The following is an 18,379-nucleotide window of genomic DNA, read 5'->3' as shown; positions in this document are numbered from 1 at the left end:
TCGATCACGCTATAACGCCGGGCAGCGGAACTGTTCGAGGGTGTCACGCTGGAACGGGTTGACCACGCTACTGGGTTGCAGCACAAAGCGCACCTGGCGTCCGGCAAGGTCGAAGGTCAGTACGAAGCGCTCGCCCTCCTCAGTGCTGAGCTGGCCTTGGTCAAGCAGGCGCAGCCAAGCCCAAGGCCCCTCGCTGCGCATCCCATCGCCTGCCAAGAGTTGAACCAGATCCTTGCCCTTGCCACTTGGCAGTGTGATCGGCGTGAAGCCAGGCGGCGTATCGGGTTCGAAGGCCACAGGCTGGCCGGCGATATCCAGGCTCACCTCGCCCAGCGCAGGGTCGGCTTCAAGGGGTTTGAGAGCAAAGTGCAAGGATGGCTGGCGTGCATCGCTGGCAAAGTACATGTCGCGTATGCGTGCGCCACGCTGGAATTGGTCGAGTACCGCCTGAGGACTGTTCATCGATACATTGCCGGTGGTACGCCAGCGCCAGCGGCTGGTGCTGGTGTCAACATAAGGCGCCAGATGATTGTTGAAAAATGCATCCATCTGCCCTCCAGGGCTGAAGAACTTGCCGAAATCGTCGGCAGTGACTTCACGGTTAGCGCTGCGTACCAGCGGGTAGCGGCCAGCGATAGCATCGCGGCAGAATGCCGCGCCGCTGGCACGCCACAAGGCACTGAGCCGTTCGCGCTCATTACCGAGCGCCAGCGCGCTGCCCTGGTTGGCAATGGCAAGCAAGATCGTCGACAAGGGGGCGGGCTGATGTTCGGCCTCTCTTCTGATGCGACCGAGGACCTCTGCGCTCGGTGCGGAGGTACCCGCATGGCGAGCATCCTCGGCACTGTCGAAGAATTGCGCAGCTTCTTTCAGCAGCGCCCGGCTTTCGTCAAGCGGCGTTGAGTCACCCCGACCGAACAAGGCGTGCAAACTGGCAAAATGGTGGTCCACTGGGTTGCTGGCTGACTCCACGACCCGGCCCGGGGCACCATCATCCAGTGCGCTGTCCAAACGTTCATGGGCACTTGCGAGGCCTGTGCCATGCAGGCGGTGCAGCGGATGGTCATTTTTCCCTGCGAAAACGTCTTCGAGCGTGGTCTCACGCACAGCTGCCATCAGCACAGCCCGCAACGGCGAATCTGCCTCGGAAAGCGCGTTGCTGGCCCTCGCTGCCTCGCCCAGGGAGCCAAGCGATACCAACTGAAGATCCTTGAGGTAATTATTCCACTGGCTGATGAAGTCGGCGTAATACAGACCAAGCACCGATGTCTTCAAACCCTCAACGTTGCTTTCGGCCAGCACCGCTTCATGACGATCGAGAATCCAGTGCTCCCTGGCCATCTCGACAACCGCGTTTTCGTGCATCGCCAGCAAGGCACGATAGCCGGCCACGGTGAACAGCCCACTTACGCCCCGAGACAAGGGCGCTCCGCTGCCACGACTCAGCAGCGACGATGCATCTTCCCCTGCTGCGGCATTGGCGCTGAACGCGGGTAGTTGCTGATGAAGAACCTGACGTTTGAGCCGGTTGTAGATGCGCTGTGACAGTGACAGGGAGGCAAGCGTCAGACGGGTTTGAGCGATCAGTTCGGCGTCAAGAGGCTCAGGGCTTGTCTTCTCATCATCAAGCAAGGTGGCCAAGTGCAATGACAATGTCTGGCGCTGCATCTCGCTGGCCTGGGGCAGCTCGCGAAACCAGGCGATATCGGCCCACGCCCGCACCGAATCGGCATCGAAGTATTGCCGCTCGCCGAGCATGAGATAAACACGCAGCGTTTCGAACAAGAGATCCTGATTAGTGGTATCGCCTCGACGCAAGACGGTTTCCAAATTGGCGATGAGCGGTGCCATCAAGGTGCTGTGCAGTAGTCGCCGATACAGGCTCAACGCATCGGCCTCAAGGGGGCCGTTCTGATACACCCCGAACCGTTCGAGCAACCTCGGTCGCTCCGCTCGCCGGATGGCGTTCCCTGACAACTGCCGTGCTTCATCGAGCAGTGGAAGGGCGGCAAGGACGTTGCCGTCTCTGGGCAATGCCTGGGCCAGCCTGGCAACCTCTGTCGTGCGTTGCTGCGACCACTCGACCACGGCTTGGTTGCGGTGGTAGTTGAAAACAGCCCCCAGCACCAGCAGCCCCGTCAAGGCCGCCAACCGCAACGCGCCCGCTCGTAGCCAGCGACATTTCTCGGGTCTGAAACTGGCGTCAACCAACCCCATTTCCTTGCAGATCACTGCCTGCATCAGACGGGTGATGAAATAGCTGCGTCCGCTGCCCTTTTGGCTACCGCTGGTGAAATAGACCCCTCGTACCAACGCCGGCAGTTGATATCGGTTGGGTCCGAAAACCTGGGTAATGAAACGCCCGAGTTCATCCTTGATACTGGCAAACCGGCGAGGGAAGTTGTACAGCAAGGCCTGCCGGTCAAGGTCGCGCTCTCGCTGCATGCGCTGGAGCACCCGTACCTGCAACTGGCGCTCCAACGCATCGAACTCCGCTGGGAAACTCGCCAGCGCCGCGTCCAACTGCGGGGCCTGAGGCAGGGGAAAGGTCATCCCCCAAACCTGGCTGCGCTGTTCTCGGCCAAGGTGTTCGAAGAACTCGATGAAGCCCGGCAACAAATCACACTTGGTGACCACAACATAAACCGGGAGGACTACACCCAAGCGCTTGTGCAACTCATCGATACGCAGGCGTAATGCCTTGGACTGCAGAGCCTGTACACCCCCGGGCTGTAACAGGTCACTCACACTGAGGGTTACGATCATGCCATTCACCGGGCGGCGGGGACGGTGCTTGCGCAAGAGGTCGAGCAAGGCGTGCCATGCTGCTGAATCCACAGGGTGATCCTGACGAGAGTAGCGCCCAGGCGTGTCGAGCAACACTGCCTCGTTGCTGAACCACCAGTCGCAATTACGCGTTTCACCCCTTCCCTCCATGGCCGAAGCACCACGCGTTTCGCTGAGCGGAAATTGCAGGCCGGAATGAGCAATTGCAGTGGTCTTGCCACTGCCAGGGGCGCCAATGACGAGATACCACGGCAATTGATAGCGATACCCCCTGCCTGGCCCGCCCCTGCCGGAGCGGCCTTTGCGCAGCAGCGCCATTGCTGCTCGCATGTCCCCCGCCAAGCGCGCTAGCTCGTCCTGCAATGAGGGCTCTTCGCTGCTCATCCGTGGCACTTGGCTCGCGCGCCAGGCACGGTATGCCCGCCCACCGAAGTACATCGACCATGCAACCAGCAGCAGGATGATCGCGGCCCAGCGCCAGTGCTCCGACGCCAGCGGTCTATAACCATCGAATGTGAAAAGTGGGCCCTGGTACCACAGCATCACAGCGACCAACAGTACGCCGAGCAATGACAGCAACCAGGCGCTGGTGAGCCATTGCAATACGCGCCCGAGCACTTCGAAGAACGCAACCCGATAAGACAACGCCTACCCCTTACTGCAGCTGTACAGGATTGATCAAGGTGATATCCACGCGTCGATTGCGCGCACGATTGGCCGGCGAATCGTTGAGCACTAGCGGTTCGGTTTCGCCGCGTCCCTCGCTGCGGTAACGCGTAATCGGCCCGGCACGGTTAGCCAATAGCGCCACCACGGCGCTGGCACGCGCCTCGGAAAGCTCAGTGTTGTTCGCTAAGCGCGCGCGAGGCGACAACGGTTGGTTGTCGGTGTGGCCGACTACCAGCACCTCCCCAGATACGCTGCTCAGCGCATCACCGATTCGTCCCAGCAACGCCTCTGCGCTGTGTAAAACCACGGCGCTGCCCGAGCTGAAAACGTCTTGCCCACTCAGGGTAATGACCGAACGCTCGGCCGTTTCGCGCACGCTCAACAGGCCTTGCTCACGCTCATTGGCCAGTAAGCGCAAAATCCCCATAGGCGCAGTTGCGGCCTTCACGGGCGCTGGCAGGTGGATATCGGCCATTTGCGTGCGCAGCGACGTCGAGGTACGGTCGATCAGCCAGTGGCAGGTGACCACTGTCCCACCTACCAGCACTGCGGCCACGATTGCCTTCACCCATAGGGGCATACCCTGCTGCCTCGGTTTGTTCGTGGTGGCCACACCACTCCAGCGAGGCGACAAGTCTTGTTCGATTGCTCCACGTTGCAACTGGATCAGCTCATACAAGCGCTCACGCAGTAGCGCCAATTGATCGGAGCCGCGCTCGATCACTCGATACCGCCCTTCCAGACCCAATGCCAGGCACAGGTACATCAGTTCCAGCAGGTCGAGATGGCTACGCGCATCCATGCTCAGACGCTGAAGCACCCGAAAGAAGCGCTCGCCGCCGCCCGCCTCGTTGTGAAAAGTCACCAACAAACTGCGGCTGTTCCACACTCCGGCGCCCCAAGCTGTGCAGGAAATGGACTCATCGATCAGGGTGCACAGGGCATAGCGAGCCACGGCAATGGTCTGCGCCTCCATCCCGCAAGCCCGCGCCTGGGCATCGAACTGGCGGATTGCCTGCATCAGGCGCTGGCGCAAATCTGCCATGTCCGGGGCGTGTTTCAGGCTGCGCAAGGGCATGACCAGAGCAAACAACGGGTGGGCGGCTCGAACCAGGGCATTGAGGCCTTCGCCGCACGGTGTGAGCGCCTCGGTTGCAATACTTTGCCAATGCGACATACCCGGGATCACGTGGCGACCGTTGGTTGCGGACAGCAGCACGGTACGCTCAGGGTCCAACCCAGCAACCAAGGGATCGTTGACGTTCACGTTTGTGCACCTGCGCTGTTGATCAAGCGTTACGAATGGCCCAGAACTGCATGTCAAGCCCCGGGAAATTGCCCGCCACATGCAGGGCGAAGCCCGCCGACTGGGTCATTTGCTGCCACTGCAGGCTATGGCGGTCGAGTTCGAAATAGGTGAAGCCTGCGTGGAAAGGCACCTGACGCGGCGCCACCGGCAATGCGCTCAAGCCGATACCAGGCAGTTGCAGGTTGACCATGTCGCGGATGCGTTCAACAGAACCCAGCTTGGCCTGCCGTGGAAAAACAGTGCGCACGGCTTCGCTCGGCATCTGCGCATGTACCGCCAGGACAAACGTCGCGCAGTTGAGCAATGCCCGGTCCGACAACACAGCCACGCGGATACCGAACTGGCGCTCCTCCAGGTGAATCTGGATGGCGCGTGCGTCAATGACCGTGGCCAGGGCCCGGCGCAAATCGAGCATCAAGGGCGAGAACGTCTCGGCCAAGGCATCGTGACGGTAGGCCGGATAACGGGCAGCGCGCCTCTCGATGTGGGTGAAGGTAGCCAGCTCGCCTGCCAACTGGGTCAACTCACGGTACAAAGCTTCAGGGTGCAGGCCGGCCATGCCCGCCAAGTGGCGAACCAACGGTTCACTGCGGTTGAGCAGTTGCAGCAGCAGAAAGTCTGCGATCTCCGCCACGCCGCTGGTAGCCGGTTGGTCAAGCCGTTTGGCAATGGTGTCGGCGCGCTGTTGCAGCAAGCCGAGCAACTCCTCGACAAATTGCCCTAAACGCGGGGCGGCCTGCAGGACGATGCTCGGCGGGCAGAACTCGGGGTCCAGCTGCACCCGCTGATCGGCGCGTCGCTCCAGCACCCGCGCGACGCCTAACGTGGCATAGCCATCAGCAACATCGCCAACGCGCGCCAGGCGCAAGCGCAGCTTGCCCACGTTCAGCAGTGCACTGTTATCCAGACCGTTGCTGTCCCACACTTCGTACTCGACGCTGCGAAAGCGCGCAAAATTCTCGACACTGGCATCGTCATCGGTGTCAGCCACGCCATGGCGTGCTGTGGGAAGCGCCAGTACCACGAGCAGGTCGCGAGTGTCGGCGGGAATTTCCAGTGGCAGCGGCATCTCGTCAAAGGGCAGGCCGACCGGTGTGCCATCTGGCAGTACGCCGCTGAAGGCCTTCAGCGCCAACTTGCCGAAGGCCAGGTGCTGCTCGTCGATCTCCAAGCGCGAGAAACCCCAGGCATGAGGCCAGAAGGCACCCACCCGAGCCTCAAGCCGAGCGCTCAGATAGCGATCGTGTTGTTGCAGATGCTGAGGCTGCAGAAGCATGCCTTCCGACCAGACGATCTTGCTATTCCATGACATGGGGGCTGGCCTCGCAGCAGGTGAAGAAGCGAATTACCGGAGGGCGCGCTGATGGCGGGCCTGCATTGAGCAAGCGGTGAAGCGCTTTTCAGCGCCCCTCCCTTGCACGTCCGTGTTGCCATCACCCGTCAGTTCGGCATAGCACTCGGTGAAACGGGTCCAGAGGCGCGCCTTGTGCACCGAAGGGCGTAGACGCTTCAGCAATCCCGGTGCCGCCACCCCACGGGCAATGCACGCTGGCTCCAAGTGCAGCAGCACCTCGTCCAGCGCTTCGCGCATGCCAGTTTCAACCGCTAATTCATGGGACTTGAGATCGTTGAAAGCAGCCTGCAGAGCCTGTTGGCCAGACAGATAAGCGGGTGAATCGATACCGAGCATTTGACTCAGGGCGCTGGTGGCGTCAGGAAAAAACTTGAGTGGGTTGTTCGCGAGGACGCCGATCATGGTCACCTCGACGGACCGTTCACGCTTGGCCACGGCCCGCTCCCTCAGCATGGCCATGGTGCCGCTGGTGGCTTCACGAAGCATGCGCCCTACCAACCGGGCCAGCGCTTCGGGGCTCTGAGCGTGGTACGACGGTGGCAAGCCCAGACCTTCCAGCAGGGCTTTGAGCACGAGGCCCTCGGCGGAAAATGAACCATCATGGGTCGCAACTTCAGCCATTGCTGGCTGCGGCACCACTGCCGGTGTCATGAGGTCGGCCATGGGGTCGTAGTCCTTGGGAATAAGCGCTGGCTCTACAATGACCGGAGCAGGCTCGACGGGCATCGACAAGGCGTGCAGCTCAGGCGACAAATGGTCGCTGTGCGCCCCTCTGTAGCTTGCAGGCGCAGACACGTCGAACAGCGATGCCTGGGCACTGCCCGCAAGCAGGTTGGGCCCCAGATGCTCGGCAAGCATGATCGAGTGATCGAATTCAGGTTCGTGCAGCATGCGCTGTGCGGCCAATGCGTCGGCGTCCGCCTTCGGCCGCACGAAGGCCGGCTCGACAGCCGGCCGCGATGCAGGCATTACGGGCTCCCCGAACACCGCCAGCGTCTGGGTTACCCCGACGCTGGCCGGGTCGCCACTTGGTGCCGATGGGGGCAACACGTCGATATCGATTTGATAGTCGCCGATCATCAGTACATCGCCCGCCTGCAGCAGCGTTTCGCAACCTTGGCCGACCAGGCGCTGGTTGACCACGCTTGGGTTACTGCCAATGTCGACCAGGTAGTAATGCGCTTCGCGTCGTTCGATGCTCGCATGTTTGCGGGAGATGTACCGATCAGGGTCGTCCAGTACCAAATCATTGCTCGCTGCCCGTCCCAGGGATCCAGTGGCATCGATCAAACAGCAAAGGTCAGTCTCCGGCGGCTGTCCGCGGTAACTTTTGACCCTTAATTTCATGGGCATATCAGGCTCCTTGACGTGCCAGGTTGACGAAATTTCAGTGCAGGCCATCATCCGCTTCCTTGGGTTCCAGCGGCTCACCGGCAGGCCCTGGTCGCAAGGCCTGGGCCAAGGCATTCGCGGCAGCGGCCGCCTGGGGCAATGGCAGTGGCAGCGCCGAGGCGATGATGGACGGGCCGATGGTCAGGAACGAACTGCCGGCCTTGAGGGTGATGCTCGCACCAGCCTCGATCACCACGTTCGTGCCCCCCTTGATGTGGACATCCATGCCACCGCTGAGGCTGGCTTTCTTGCCGCCCTGCAGCAGCAAGTCACGGCCGCAGACCTGCGCGACATTACCCGCGGCCTTCTCGGTGCGGTCACCCAACACCTGCTGATGGCGGTCGCCACCGATGCGTTCGCGCACGTCTCCGGCAACGCGGGAATGGCGATCACCGCCAACCCAGTCCAAGGCATCGTGCTTGACGCGCTGTTCCAGATTCTTTTCGGCATGAATGAACACTTGCTCCGCGCCCTTGCGATCATCGAAGCGCAGTTCGTTGTAGCCTCCGCCTTGGGCTGAGCAGCTTTTGAGCGTCGAGCGAGTGGCCTGCTCAGGCAACGTGCAAGGCGGCATGGTTTCAGCGTTGTAGACACAACCTGTGACCAGCGGGCAGTCTGGATCACCCTCCAGAAAGCTCACGATCACTTCCTGGCCGATGCGCGGCAGGAACAGACTGCCCCAGCGTTTACCCGCCCAGCCCTGGGCGACGCGGATCCAGCATGAGCTGTTTTCGTCATGCGCGCCTTCACGGTCCCAATGGAACTGGACCTTGATCCGGCCGTAACTGTCGGTCCAGATCTCTTCACCCTGCTTACCCACCACCTGGCCAGTCTGCGGGCCGTGAATCATTGGCCGGGGTGTAAGGCACTGCGGCCGGAACTCTTGTTGGCTAGGCATGGCGGTGAATCGGCAGGTCAGCACCGGCTCGAACGCACCGGAAGCGGTTGGCTCGCAGGCATCGGATGACAGTACGTAGTCAGCAGACAGCACCAGCATCTGCTGATTCTGATCGTTACGAGGATGATCGGTGAGGGTGAACAGGGCGCCAGGAAACAGCCCTCGGGCATGGGTGGCCGCCTCGACGCGCCGATAGCTGCCATGGCGCGCCTCGATGCGCAGGCGTGCCAGGATTTCGCCCTGCTGGCGCTCACGATACCTGCCGGGGTAGTCATAGCATTCGTGGCGAGACTGGCCGTAGTCGCGCGCCAGGGCAGACTTGACCAGCAAGTTGGCCGACGGCTTTTCGAAATCGTAATCTTGCAAGACCCACGCGCCGGGCTCGACCTCGGCGCTCATGCTCCAATCGTGAATCACCTCATGCTCGCACCGGGCAGGGTCTCGCGCTGGCAGATAACGCAGCTGCTCGTAACCCTCTACCGGCGAGTGCGCGATATAGCCGTCCGCCAACACCAGCGTGTGTCGCCCCGCGGTACTCTTGAAAAAATAATAGATGCCGGAATGCTCCAGCAGACGGCTGACGAAATCGAAATCGGTTTCGCGGTATTGCACGCAGTATTCCAGTGCTGGGTAATGGCTACTGAGCCCGGAAGTGTCGAGGTCCACGACGGAGTAAGCGGCGCAGACCGATTTGACGATATCCAGCACGCTTTGCTGCTGGAAGATCCGGCAATCGCTACTGTGGGTGAGCAGCCACAACCAGGGGCGCACGATCGCACGGTAAGTGGCAAAACGGCCCTCATGGCCGGTGTAGGCAAAGTAGGCGACCAAGCCACTGAAATGGCGCTGACCGCCCCTGGGCAGCTGTACGGCAACCGTCAGTGGCGTGGCCAGCAGGTCGTCCGGGTTCAGGTCGCCGCGTTCGCTGTAAAGGTCGAGTCGATACTCGCTCAGGCTCGACAGACCCTCGCTGGCCGTCATACGCCGCAACAGCAGGGTGTCCGCACCCATCGCACAGGTAACGGCGATTTGGCGATGGGATTGAGTAACGGGCATCGTGCAGTCCTTGGCGACTGTTGAGGTGATAGGGAATACAACAGACGACCGTCTCGAATTATTCCCTGCCGCCCAGCAAAAACGGCGCATTTTTAGGCGGCGCGAGGCGCGTTGGGCTGAAAACAAATGAACCGCTGCAGACACTGATGTGCAGCGCGCTCAGCGCTTCTGCACGAAGCTTATGTTCGAGACAGATCCGGCTGATGCTGGGCAGAATCGTCTGAGTCAGGATCGCGTCGATCATCCGCCCACCACTCTCGAACTCAGTGCAGCGACTGGCGACCAGTGCCACTACCTCGTCGTCGAAGCTCAAGGGCACGGCGTGGCTGGCCTGCAAGCGCTGCTGGATGCGCCCTAGTTGCAGGCGGATGATGCTGGCGAGCAGGTCGTCGCTCAACGGGTAGTAAGGCACCACCACCACACGCCCCAACAGCGCCGGTGCAAATACCTGCAGCAACGGCACCCGCAGCGCCTGGGCAAGGGCGTCGGGTTCTGGTGGCGGACCTGGCTGCTGGCACAGGCGCTCGATGGTTGCGGTGCCGACATTGCTGGTCAGCAAGATCAGGGTGTTGCGAAAATCGATGACCCGGCCCTCTCCATCCTCCATCCAGCCTTTGTCGAACACTTGGTAGAACAGTTCATGCACGTCGCTGTGAGCCTTCTCGATTTCGTCCAGCAACACCACGCTGTAAGGCCGCAAGCGCACCGCCTCGGTCAGCGCGCCGCCCTCACCGTAGCCAACGTACCCAGGCGGCGCCCCCTTTAGCGAGGAGACCGTATGGGCCTCTTGGTATTCACTCATATTGAGCGTGATGAGGTTCTGCTCACCCCCGTACAAGGTCTCGGCAAGCGCCAGGGCAGTCTCGGTCTTGCCCACCCCTGAGGTGCCTGTGAGCAGGAACACGCCCACCGGTTTGTCTGGGTTGTCCAGGCCCGCACGCGCGGTCTGGATGCGCCGGGCGATGGTTTCCAAGGCAGGGTGCTGGCCGAGGATGCGCTGCGACAAAATGTCGGCCAGGTTGAGCACGCGACCGATCTCATTGCCCACCATACGGCCCACTGGAATGCCGGTCCAATCTTGCACAACCGAGGCGACTGCCTGTTCATCGACAGTGAGCAGGATCATTGGCGACTCGCCCTGGGCATTGGCAAGGGCCTGCTGCTGCGTGCGCAGCGCGTGCAGGGTGTCGTAGTTGTCTGGCTGGTCCCGCACCTGCTCGCGCAAATCGAAAATGGACTTCGCCTGACTATGCTCGCCTTGCCATCGTGCCTCGAGACCCGCAAAGCGCCGCTGCTCATCGGCCAAGCGTTCGACAAGCGCGTACTCGCGGGTTTCAGTATCGCCCCCCACGGCGCGCTCACGGGCAATGATCGCCCGCTCGGTCGCCAGCGCCTCAATGCGTCGCCGGCTGTCCTCCAAGGCCGCTGGCCTAGCATGCTGGCTGATGGCTACGCGCGCGCAAGCGGTATCCAGCAGGCTGATGGCCTTGTCAGGCAGTTGCCGCGCGGGGATGTAGCGCTGGGAAAGCTCTACTGCCGTCACCAGCGCTGCGTCAAGCAGTTGCACCTGATAATGCCGTGCCATGCCCTCGGCGAGCCCCCTTAGCATCAGGAGAGCGCGAGCTGCGTCGGGTTCATCGACCTTGACGGTCTGGAAGCGTCGCGTCAGCGCCGGGTCTTTCTCGATATGCTTGCGGTATTCGCCGAAGGTGGTGGCGCCGATGGTGCGCAAGGTGCCGCGGGCCAGCGCAGGTTTGAGCAGGTTGGCCGCATCGCCTGTGCCGGCAGCACCTCCTGCGCCGATCAAGGTGTGGGTTTCGTCGATGAACAACACCACCGGTACAGGGCTGGCCTGCACCTCGTCGATCACCGACCGCAGGCGCTGTTCGAAATCACCCTTCATGCTCGCGCCAGCCTGCAACAAGCCAATATCCAGCATGCGCAATCGCACTTCGCGCAACACCGGCGGCACGTCGCCTCGGACGATGCGCTGGGCCAGGCCCTCGACCACAGCCGTCTTGCCGACGCCCGCCTCGCCGACCAACATCGGGTTGTTTTGACGCCGACGCATGAGGATATCGATGACCTGACGGATTTCATCGTCTCGCCCCACAATGGGGTCTGGCGCACCTTCGCGCGCCTGGGCGGTAAGGTCGACGGTGAACCTGGCGAGCGCCGTCCCGCTGTCATCCGCGCCCTGCCCTGCACTGACTTCGCCCGATGCCAGCGTGAAACCATCCGTGGCTCGCTGGCGGGCTTCGGGCGAGTCGGCCAGCATCTGAGTGAAATGGTCGGCCAGATCTTCGACTTTGACCTTGGCAAACTCAGCGGACATGGCCAGCACCGAGTTGCGCAACGTCCGGTCCTTGAGCAGGCTGAACAGCAGATGCCCTGAGCGTACCTGGGTGTCGCCGAACAACAACGTGGCCTGCACCCAGGCTCGTTCGACGCTGTCTTCCAACAGCGACGAGAGGTCGGTGATCGAGGTCGAGCCGCGTGGCAAGCGGTCAAGGGCCGTGGCCAGGTCACTGTGCAAACGCGCGCTGTCCAGCTCGTAGTGACGCACGATACGCGCCAGGTCACTGTCGGCAGGCTGCAGCAGTTGGTGCAACCAATGCACCAGTTCCACATAAGGATTACCGCGCAACTTGCAAAATTGCGTGCTGCTTTCGATGGCGCGATAACACAGGCTGTTGAGCTTCCCGAACAGGGCCACCCGACTGATCTCAGACATGAGCTGTTCCTTGCGATGAAGGTGAAAAAGCAGAAGAAATGCGAGGTTTGATAACTAACTGACGGTCGTCATCGGTCGCCGGCGCGCTAAGCAGCCAACTGTTCCAACCAAGCCGTGTGCCCTGGCCCAGGCGCGCAGTCGACAGGTGCTCCCTGGCGACGATGAGGTTGACGTCCCACTCCAGCACCAGCCCCGCATAATGGCGAACCCAGTCGGTAAGCCGGCGTATCCCTTGGCTGCCTGGCAGCAGGCTGTACAGTTGTGGTATGTCCAGTGGGCCAATCAGCAGACGGAACTTGCCTTGGGCATCCCAGACCCGCCTTCCCACGACGGTGCCTACACCGAGGCGCGCGGCATCCGGCCCGCTGTGCAGGGTGCACAAACCATCGACCGGCAAGCGCATCCAGTGGCCAACGAACTGCTCCACCTGCACCGTCACCTGTAGGTCATCAGTGAGCACAGCGGCGAGACCTTGCGCACTCCGTGCGTGGGGCGCCAGACGCCCGGCATAGTGCAGTTTGGCCAGATGTGGGACAGCATCGCGCCCTTGTAGCGAGGGCATGCCCAGGCCAATCAATGAGGCGACATAATCGGAAAAGCGATCCGCCGTCCGACGGTCAAGGCTCACCGTCGGCTGCGCACTGGCCCAGGCGCGATAGAACAGGCTGACCATGCGGTGGTTGAACATGTCCAGAAAGCGCGCCAAGGTTGGGTCATTCAGGTTGCGCTGGCGGTCACGCACGTATTCGGTCAGGTGCAATGGCAACGGTCCATTGGCCCCCAGCACACCGAAGAAATTGAGCAGCAACCGCGGCGCCTTGCCTGCCACATCGTGCTCCAACCCTGCCAGCATCGCCGGCTCGAACGCCAGCGATGGCTGCTGGCCAAAGCGTATCGGTTCGTGGACCGGATGGCTGGCCTGACCGATCCGTGGGTGCTCGGCGAAGGCACATTCCAATTGACGCAGTGCGGCATTGAAGTCGTAGCCGGCAGGCTCACGTGCCAGGCGTTGCAACAGGGCTACAGGATCGCGCATAGCCCAACTCTTGCTGGCCATTGCATGATCAACCCACGCGTGACGCCGTGTAGTTGGGTTTCGGTAAACGCATTGATCGAGACGTACTTGGCGAAAAATTGCTCCAGCACTGCACCGAAAATGAACAGGCTGGCGCCTTCAAAGGCGCTTTCGTCGATCGTTACGCAAATCTGCAGACCCCTGCCATAGGCAATTGGACCTGGAATCGGCAGGCGTCGTACGATCGAATGAGCACTCACCGATCGCACCCCCTCGACCAGCCGGTGCGCCGACGCATCGTTCGGGCCACAATACAATCGCAGCAGGTCGCGCAGCGCCGTGGCACCTTGCTCCGGGCTCTGATCGAACAGCGACAGGTAGTTGAGCGACAGGTGACTGACCAGCCGCCACGCCGTTTCGCCCTCGGCAAACGACGGCTTTGGCGCGGTGGGACCCTCCAAGCAGCGCACCGCTTGTACGGGAGCACCGGAAACGACGGTGAAGTCGGTTTTGCCCGTGCCCACTGGCATGCCCAGCACCAGGTCACGGTTGCTACACAGCGCGTGTATGCTCAGCTGCCGCAAGTCACTGCGGTAAGGTGCTTCATGGCTGTCCACCAGGCTCAGGAACAGCTCGCTGCCGACGTAGCTCGAGCGCGGGCCTTGGCTGCGTTGGCGCTCGGACAGCACTCGGGTATCGCGGCGAACGTGGTACCAGGCCCCCTGCCCCTGCAGGTGCAGATCGTTGGCGTGGTAGAAGGATGAGAACGCTTGCTCGGCCTGTGCCCCACTGCCATGGCCAGTAACACGGGTAACCTGATACACCTCGAAATCCATCGGCCGAGTGCGGTCCGGCACCACGTGGTAATCCACTTTGTGTTCAGACAGGTGCACACGGTCTGTAGATTTGGGGAACAGGTTGATCGCCGGTGTGCAGTGCAGGGCGAACTGTGCAGTGGATACATGGTCTTCCAGCATCGGTTCGAATGTCTTGAACAACACCGTGATATCAAGCTGTGAGGCATCACAACGCTTGATGCCAAGGTCCAGGCCGCCCAGTTCGATGAATTGGAAGCGCTGTGGCAAACTGAAATATTCTTGCAGCATCCGGTAGCCCTGGAAGCTGCGCGGCCCGGCCGGCAACAGTGCCTGATCGTCGGCAAAGCCTTGGGCGCGAAGCTGGCCGGGGTCAATGAACAGATGCCAGCGATTGTCGTCCTGCACCGGCTGGAGCAGCACACCTGCAGCTTGCGCCAGCAGTTGTTCGAGCATCAGCCCCGCGAGCCCTGCCGTACCGCGCAAGTGCAGCGCCAGCGTGTCCAGGGCAAGGCTGTCGAAGGTCAAGCCCGCGCCTACGGACAGACGCAAGCGCAACGCCGCCTTGACTGGGCCCAGCCGCGCCAGATCCACCCCACCGACCCGCCCGGAGCAGGCGAAATAACTAGCCTCGGTGAGCGCCAGCGGCCACAGCGTGACGTCATGTGCGGTGCGAAACTCGCAAGCCGTCTGGTCACCCTTGCCCAATTGACTGTGCAGCGAACTACCGCGCGGTACCGTGAACCCCTGGCTCAGGCTGCCCTCGTTCAGGTCCGGCTGTAATTGCACCACGGCCATGGACGGCGTCGGGGCGAGGTAATGCGGCAGCACCAGTTCCAGTAGGTGATGAGTGAAGCGGGGAAATTCGGCATCGATCTTCAACTGCACCCGCGCGGCGAGAAAGCTGAAGCCCTCCAGCAAGCGCTCGACGTAAGGGTCTGCGCAGGCCTGGCTTTCCAGGCCTAAACGGCCGGCAATCTTGGGGAAATCGCGGGCAAATTCACCCCCCATTTCCCGCAGATGCTGCAACTCGCGTTCGTAGTAGCGCAGCAGCTTGGCGTTCATCGGGCACCGACCGATTCGCCGGCGTAGAGCCTCACATCACCAGAATCAAGGTCAAGCTCAGTCTTCACGTACAGGCGCTCGGACAAAGGCTGACCCCACAGTTCACCGTGAATTTCGAAAGCCACCCGGTGAAGGCCCGCCTGCTCTCCTTGCCGGGCCAGTGGCGTGACGCGTACGCTGCCGGGTAGGATCCGGGGCTCGAAATCTTCAATCGCCCGCTGAATATGGCGGCTCAGGGCCTGCGCATCGAGCCCGGTTGCGCTCTTGCCGGAAAGGTCCGGCAAGCCAAAGTTGAGCACTGAACGTGCGGCCAGCGGGTAGGCGCAAAGCTCGCGTACAGTGCTTAGCGAAGTGCTGTTGAGCAGCCAGCTCAGGTCGCGCAATACGGCCTTGCGCAGCGTGCGCATCGACATGACGCGTTGCTCGCGTGACTCACGCAATTGTTCGCGGGCATCGTCGCTCAGGCGGTCCAGCAACGATGGCTGAAGACGCTCCCGGGTGGTCAGTTCAACCATGATCGGACTCGTTGCCAACAATTGAGGGTGTACATCGTCATTTCTCCTCCACACAGGGCTGGCCGACGCGTCGCACGTCGACCAGCCCTGTGCTGTTCATCAGAGCTTGGCGTTAGCCTGCAGATCCCACTTCTTCGCAGTACCGACGGTGACCTTGTCACCGCTGAACGAGTCGTACTGGTAGCTGATCTTGGTGAAGTTGATGGAGAAGGTTTCGCTCGGCCGCTCGCCGTTGCTGCTGGCCGAGTAGGAGCTCACGATTGCATCCTCCAGTTCGAGCTTGAAGAACACCTGGTCCTTCGCATCGACACCACCGGTCTGGACGAAGTGAATTTCGGCCTTGCCCAGGCTCTTGCCGCACACCGCCTCCATGAACAGGTCGGCCGAGGCCAGGTCGGTGAACTTGGTCAGGATGATTTCCGAGAACGACGGGTTGCTGGTATCACGGTCGGTGCCGCCACCACTGGCGGAAATGGAGCGGCCGACGCCCATTTGCAGTGCGTCGATGGTGATCCAGTCAGTGTGGCTGGAAACGGTCGCAGTCCCTTTGATTTTCTTGCCGTTGAAGTTGAGCAGTATCATGGTCTAAACCTTGTCAGTCAGGTTGGTGGAGTGCAGCGAGACAACGCCGTCAGCTTTTGGCCGAAGGCAGTTTGGAAACCAGGCGCAACGACACCGTCAGCCCTTCGAGCTGATAGTGCGGACGCAAGTAGAATTTGGAGTTGTAGTAACCGGGGTTGCCCTCGACCTCCTCAATGACCACTTCGGCGCCAGCCAATGGCTTGCGTGCCTTGTCCGATTCGGAGGCGGTAGCTGGGTTGATTTCGACGTAGCGGCCGATCCAGTTGTTGAGCCACACCTGCATGTCGGCGCGCTCCTTGAACGAGCCGACCTTGTCGCGCACGATGCACTTGAGGTAATGGGCGAAGCGGCATGTGGCGAACAAATACGGCAGACGCGCCGCCAGGTTGGCGTTGGCGGTGGCGTCAGGGTCGTCGTACTCGGCTGGCTTGTGCAGCGATTGCGCGGCAATGAACGCTGCCAGGTTGCTGTTCTTCTTGTGTACCAGGGGCATGAAGCCGTTTTTGGACAGTTCTGCCTCGCGGCGGTCGCTAATGGCGATCTCGGTTGGGCAGGTCATGTCGACGCCGCCATCGTCGGTCGGGAAGGTGTGCACCGGCAGGCCCTCTACCGCACCGCCAGACTCGATGCCGCGAATCTGCGAGCACCAGCCGAAGTGCTTGAACGAGCGATTGATGTTCACCGCCATGGCGTAGGCGGCGTTGGCCCAGGTGAAATCCTTGCAGCCCGCTGCGCTGGTGATCTCTTCGAAATCGAATTCCTCCACCGGGTTGGTCTTCGCTCCATACGGCGCACGGGCCAGAAAGCGCGGCATGGCCAAGCCAACGTAGCGCGCGTCTTCCGAGCTGCGGAAACTGCGCCACGCCGCATGTTCCGGGGTTTGGAAGATCTTGGTCAGGTCGCGCGGATTGGCCAGCTCCTGCCACGAGTCCATCAGCATCACGCTGGGGTCGGCGGCTGCAATCAATGGGCAATGGGTGGCCGCGCTGATCTTGGCCATCTGGCTCAGCAATTCGACGTCCGGCGCACTGTTGTTGAAGTAGTAATCGGCTACGAACGCGCCATAAGGCTCGCCACCGAACTGGCCGTATTCCTCCTCGTAGAGCTTCTTGAAGACCGGGCTCTGGTCCCAGGCGACGCCCTTGAATTTGCGCAGGGTCTTGTGCACCTCCTGCTTGGAGATGTTCATCACACGGATCTTCAGCGATTCGTCGGTTTCGGTGTTGCTGACCAGGTAATGCAGGCCACGCCAGGCGCTTTCCACCGACTGGAACGCATCCTGGTGAATGATGAGATTGACCTGTTCGGACAGCTTGCGATCGAGTTCAGCGATCATACCGCTGATGGTCACCAGCACATCGCCGGCGACCGGCGGCGTATGCTGCAGGGCCTGTTCGGCCAGCGTGCGGACAGCACTTTCAACGGCATCACGCGCCCGTTCGGTCTTGGGTTTGAACGCTTTATTCAAGAGGCTGGCGAAATCGCCTTGATCGCCATCCTCGGTCGCCGTCGGTACCAGCGGCTCGTGCGCTTGGGCGGTGGACATTACTGCATCCCTCGTTTCTAGGGCTCATGGGGCTACCTGCCGGTACTGCGAAGTCCCAGCCAGGTCAGGTGTCGGTCATTGGGCCGGACTATCAGTCGGCGGCTGGATCGGTCGGCTTGGGCGCGCTGCCCAGGGCCTGCAGCAACGCAGGGTCACTGAGCACCCGTGCCAGTAATTGCTCGGCATCGGTCTTGCCGTCCATGTAGGTCAGCAGGTTCGATAGCTGGTTGCGCGCAGCCAGCAGTACTTCGAGCCCGGGTACCTTGCGCGCCACGGCACCGGGGCTGAAGTCGTCCATGCTTTGGAAGGTGATATCCACCGCCAGGTTGCCTTCGCCGGTCAGGGTGTTGGGTACTTGCGCAACCACGCGGGGCTTCATTGACTTGAGGCGGTCGTCGAAGTTGTCGATGTCGATTTCGAGAAACCGGCGCTCGGCTACCGGCGGCAACGGCTCTTCCGGTGTGCCGGAAAGATCAGAAAAAACCCCCATGACGAATGGCAATTGAACGGTCTTCTCTGCGCCATAGATCTCCACGTCATATTCGATCTGCACCCGCGGCGCTCGGTTACGGGCAATGAACTTCTGGCTGCTTTCTGTCATGTGGCTACAACTCCTGTGAGTGGCATCGATGGGGTGAACAG

General features: G+C 61.5%; 12 protein-coding genes. All 12 read right to left on the bottom strand.

What is annotated here, in order from left to right; all coding sequences use genetic code 11:
- Window positions 1-9: 9 nt before the first annotated feature.
- Entirely contained in the window at window positions 10-3,432 is a 3,423-nt protein-coding gene (gene tssM / locus ACZ6YA_RS01285) for a type VI secretion system membrane subunit TssM (protein WP_465894939.1), read from the bottom strand.
- Window positions 3,433-3,442: 10 nt separating this feature from the next.
- A complete protein-coding gene (icmH, locus tag ACZ6YA_RS01280) occupies window positions 3,443-4,723 on the bottom strand; it encodes a type IVB secretion system protein IcmH/DotU (RefSeq protein WP_465894938.1) in 1,281 nt (426 codons plus the stop codon).
- A gap of 22 nt (window positions 4,724-4,745) precedes the next feature.
- Window positions 4,746-6,077, bottom strand: a complete 1,332-nt coding sequence (tssK, locus tag ACZ6YA_RS01275; RefSeq protein ID WP_465894937.1) for a type VI secretion system baseplate subunit TssK — start codon at window positions 6,075-6,077, stop codon at window positions 4,746-4,748.
- Between the two features lie 33 nt (window positions 6,078-6,110).
- Window positions 6,111-7,466 carry a type VI secretion system-associated FHA domain protein TagH gene (tagH, locus tag ACZ6YA_RS01270; RefSeq protein ID WP_465895323.1) on the bottom strand — a complete coding sequence of 452 codons (1,356 nt, stop codon included), beginning with the start codon at window positions 7,464-7,466 and terminating at the stop codon, window positions 6,111-6,113.
- Window positions 7,467-7,506: 40 nt separating this feature from the next.
- Window positions 7,507-9,465 carry a type VI secretion system Vgr family protein gene (locus ACZ6YA_RS01265; protein ID WP_465894936.1) on the bottom strand — a complete coding sequence of 653 codons (1,959 nt, stop codon included), beginning with the start codon at window positions 9,463-9,465 and terminating at the stop codon, window positions 7,507-7,509.
- 58 nt (window positions 9,466-9,523) lie between these two features.
- Entirely contained in the window at window positions 9,524-12,199 is a 2,676-nt protein-coding gene (gene tssH / locus ACZ6YA_RS01260) for a type VI secretion system ATPase TssH (protein WP_465894935.1), read from the bottom strand.
- Window positions 12,192-13,235 carry a type VI secretion system baseplate subunit TssG gene (gene tssG, locus ACZ6YA_RS01255; protein ID WP_465894934.1) on the bottom strand — a complete coding sequence of 348 codons (1,044 nt, stop codon included), beginning with the start codon at window positions 13,233-13,235 and terminating at the stop codon, window positions 12,192-12,194. The genes tssH and tssG overlap by 8 nt, the downstream gene beginning before the upstream one ends.
- Window positions 13,220-15,094, bottom strand: coding sequence for a type VI secretion system baseplate subunit TssF (tssF, locus tag ACZ6YA_RS01250; protein WP_465894933.1), 1,875 nt, complete (start codon window positions 15,092-15,094; stop codon window positions 13,220-13,222). The genes tssG and tssF overlap by 16 nt, the downstream gene beginning before the upstream one ends.
- The gene (gene tssE / locus ACZ6YA_RS01245; protein WP_465894932.1) at window positions 15,091-15,609 is read right to left on the bottom strand and encodes a type VI secretion system baseplate subunit TssE; all 519 of its coding nucleotides are present in this window, start codon (window positions 15,607-15,609) and stop codon (window positions 15,091-15,093) included. Before tssE ends, tssF begins: the two co-directional genes overlap by 4 nt.
- A gap of 99 nt (window positions 15,610-15,708) precedes the next feature.
- Window positions 15,709-16,191, bottom strand: a complete 483-nt coding sequence (locus tag ACZ6YA_RS01240; protein WP_465894931.1) for an Hcp family type VI secretion system effector — start codon at window positions 16,189-16,191, stop codon at window positions 15,709-15,711.
- 49 nt (window positions 16,192-16,240) lie between these two features.
- The gene (tssC, locus tag ACZ6YA_RS01235) at window positions 16,241-17,737 is read right to left on the bottom strand and encodes a type VI secretion system contractile sheath large subunit (protein ID WP_465894929.1); all 1,497 of its coding nucleotides are present in this window, start codon (window positions 17,735-17,737) and stop codon (window positions 16,241-16,243) included.
- A 91-nt stretch (window positions 17,738-17,828) separates the two neighbouring features.
- A complete protein-coding gene (tssB, locus tag ACZ6YA_RS01230; protein WP_465894927.1) occupies window positions 17,829-18,338 on the bottom strand; it encodes a type VI secretion system contractile sheath small subunit in 510 nt (169 codons plus the stop codon).
- Window positions 18,339-18,379 lie beyond the last annotated feature (41 nt).

This window comes from Pseudomonas sp. NPDC090752, from assembly GCF_055584805.1.
Note: the sequence above shows the minus strand (reverse complement) of the source record. Positions and strands in the feature narration are given on the sequence as shown.

Coding starts and splice junctions, on each gene's coding strand:
- tssK (WP_465894937.1), bottom strand. CDS start 6,077: ATGTCATGGAATAGCAAGATCGTCTGGTCGGAAGGCATGCTTCTGCAG.
- tssF (WP_465894933.1), bottom strand. CDS start 15,094: ATGAACGCCAAGCTGCTGCGCTACTACGAACGCGAGTTGCAGCATCTG.
- tssG (WP_465894934.1), bottom strand. CDS start 13,235: ATGCGCGATCCTGTAGCCCTGTTGCAACGCCTGGCACGTGAGCCTGCC.
- tssH (WP_465894935.1), bottom strand. CDS start 12,199: ATGTCTGAGATCAGTCGGGTGGCCCTGTTCGGGAAGCTCAACAGCCTG.
- tssB (WP_465894927.1), bottom strand. CDS start 18,338: ATGACAGAAAGCAGCCAGAAGTTCATTGCCCGTAACCGAGCGCCGCGG.
- ACZ6YA_RS01265 (WP_465894936.1), bottom strand. CDS start 9,465: ATGCCCGTTACTCAATCCCATCGCCAAATCGCCGTTACCTGTGCGATG.
- tagH (WP_465895323.1), bottom strand. CDS start 7,466: ATGAAATTAAGGGTCAAAAGTTACCGCGGACAGCCGCCGGAGACTGAC.
- tssE (WP_465894932.1), bottom strand. CDS start 15,609: ATGGTTGAACTGACCACCCGGGAGCGTCTTCAGCCATCGTTGCTGGAC.
- ACZ6YA_RS01240 (WP_465894931.1), bottom strand. CDS start 16,191: ATGATACTGCTCAACTTCAACGGCAAGAAAATCAAAGGGACTGCGACC.
- tssC (WP_465894929.1), bottom strand. CDS start 17,737: ATGTCCACCGCCCAAGCGCACGAGCCGCTGGTACCGACGGCGACCGAG.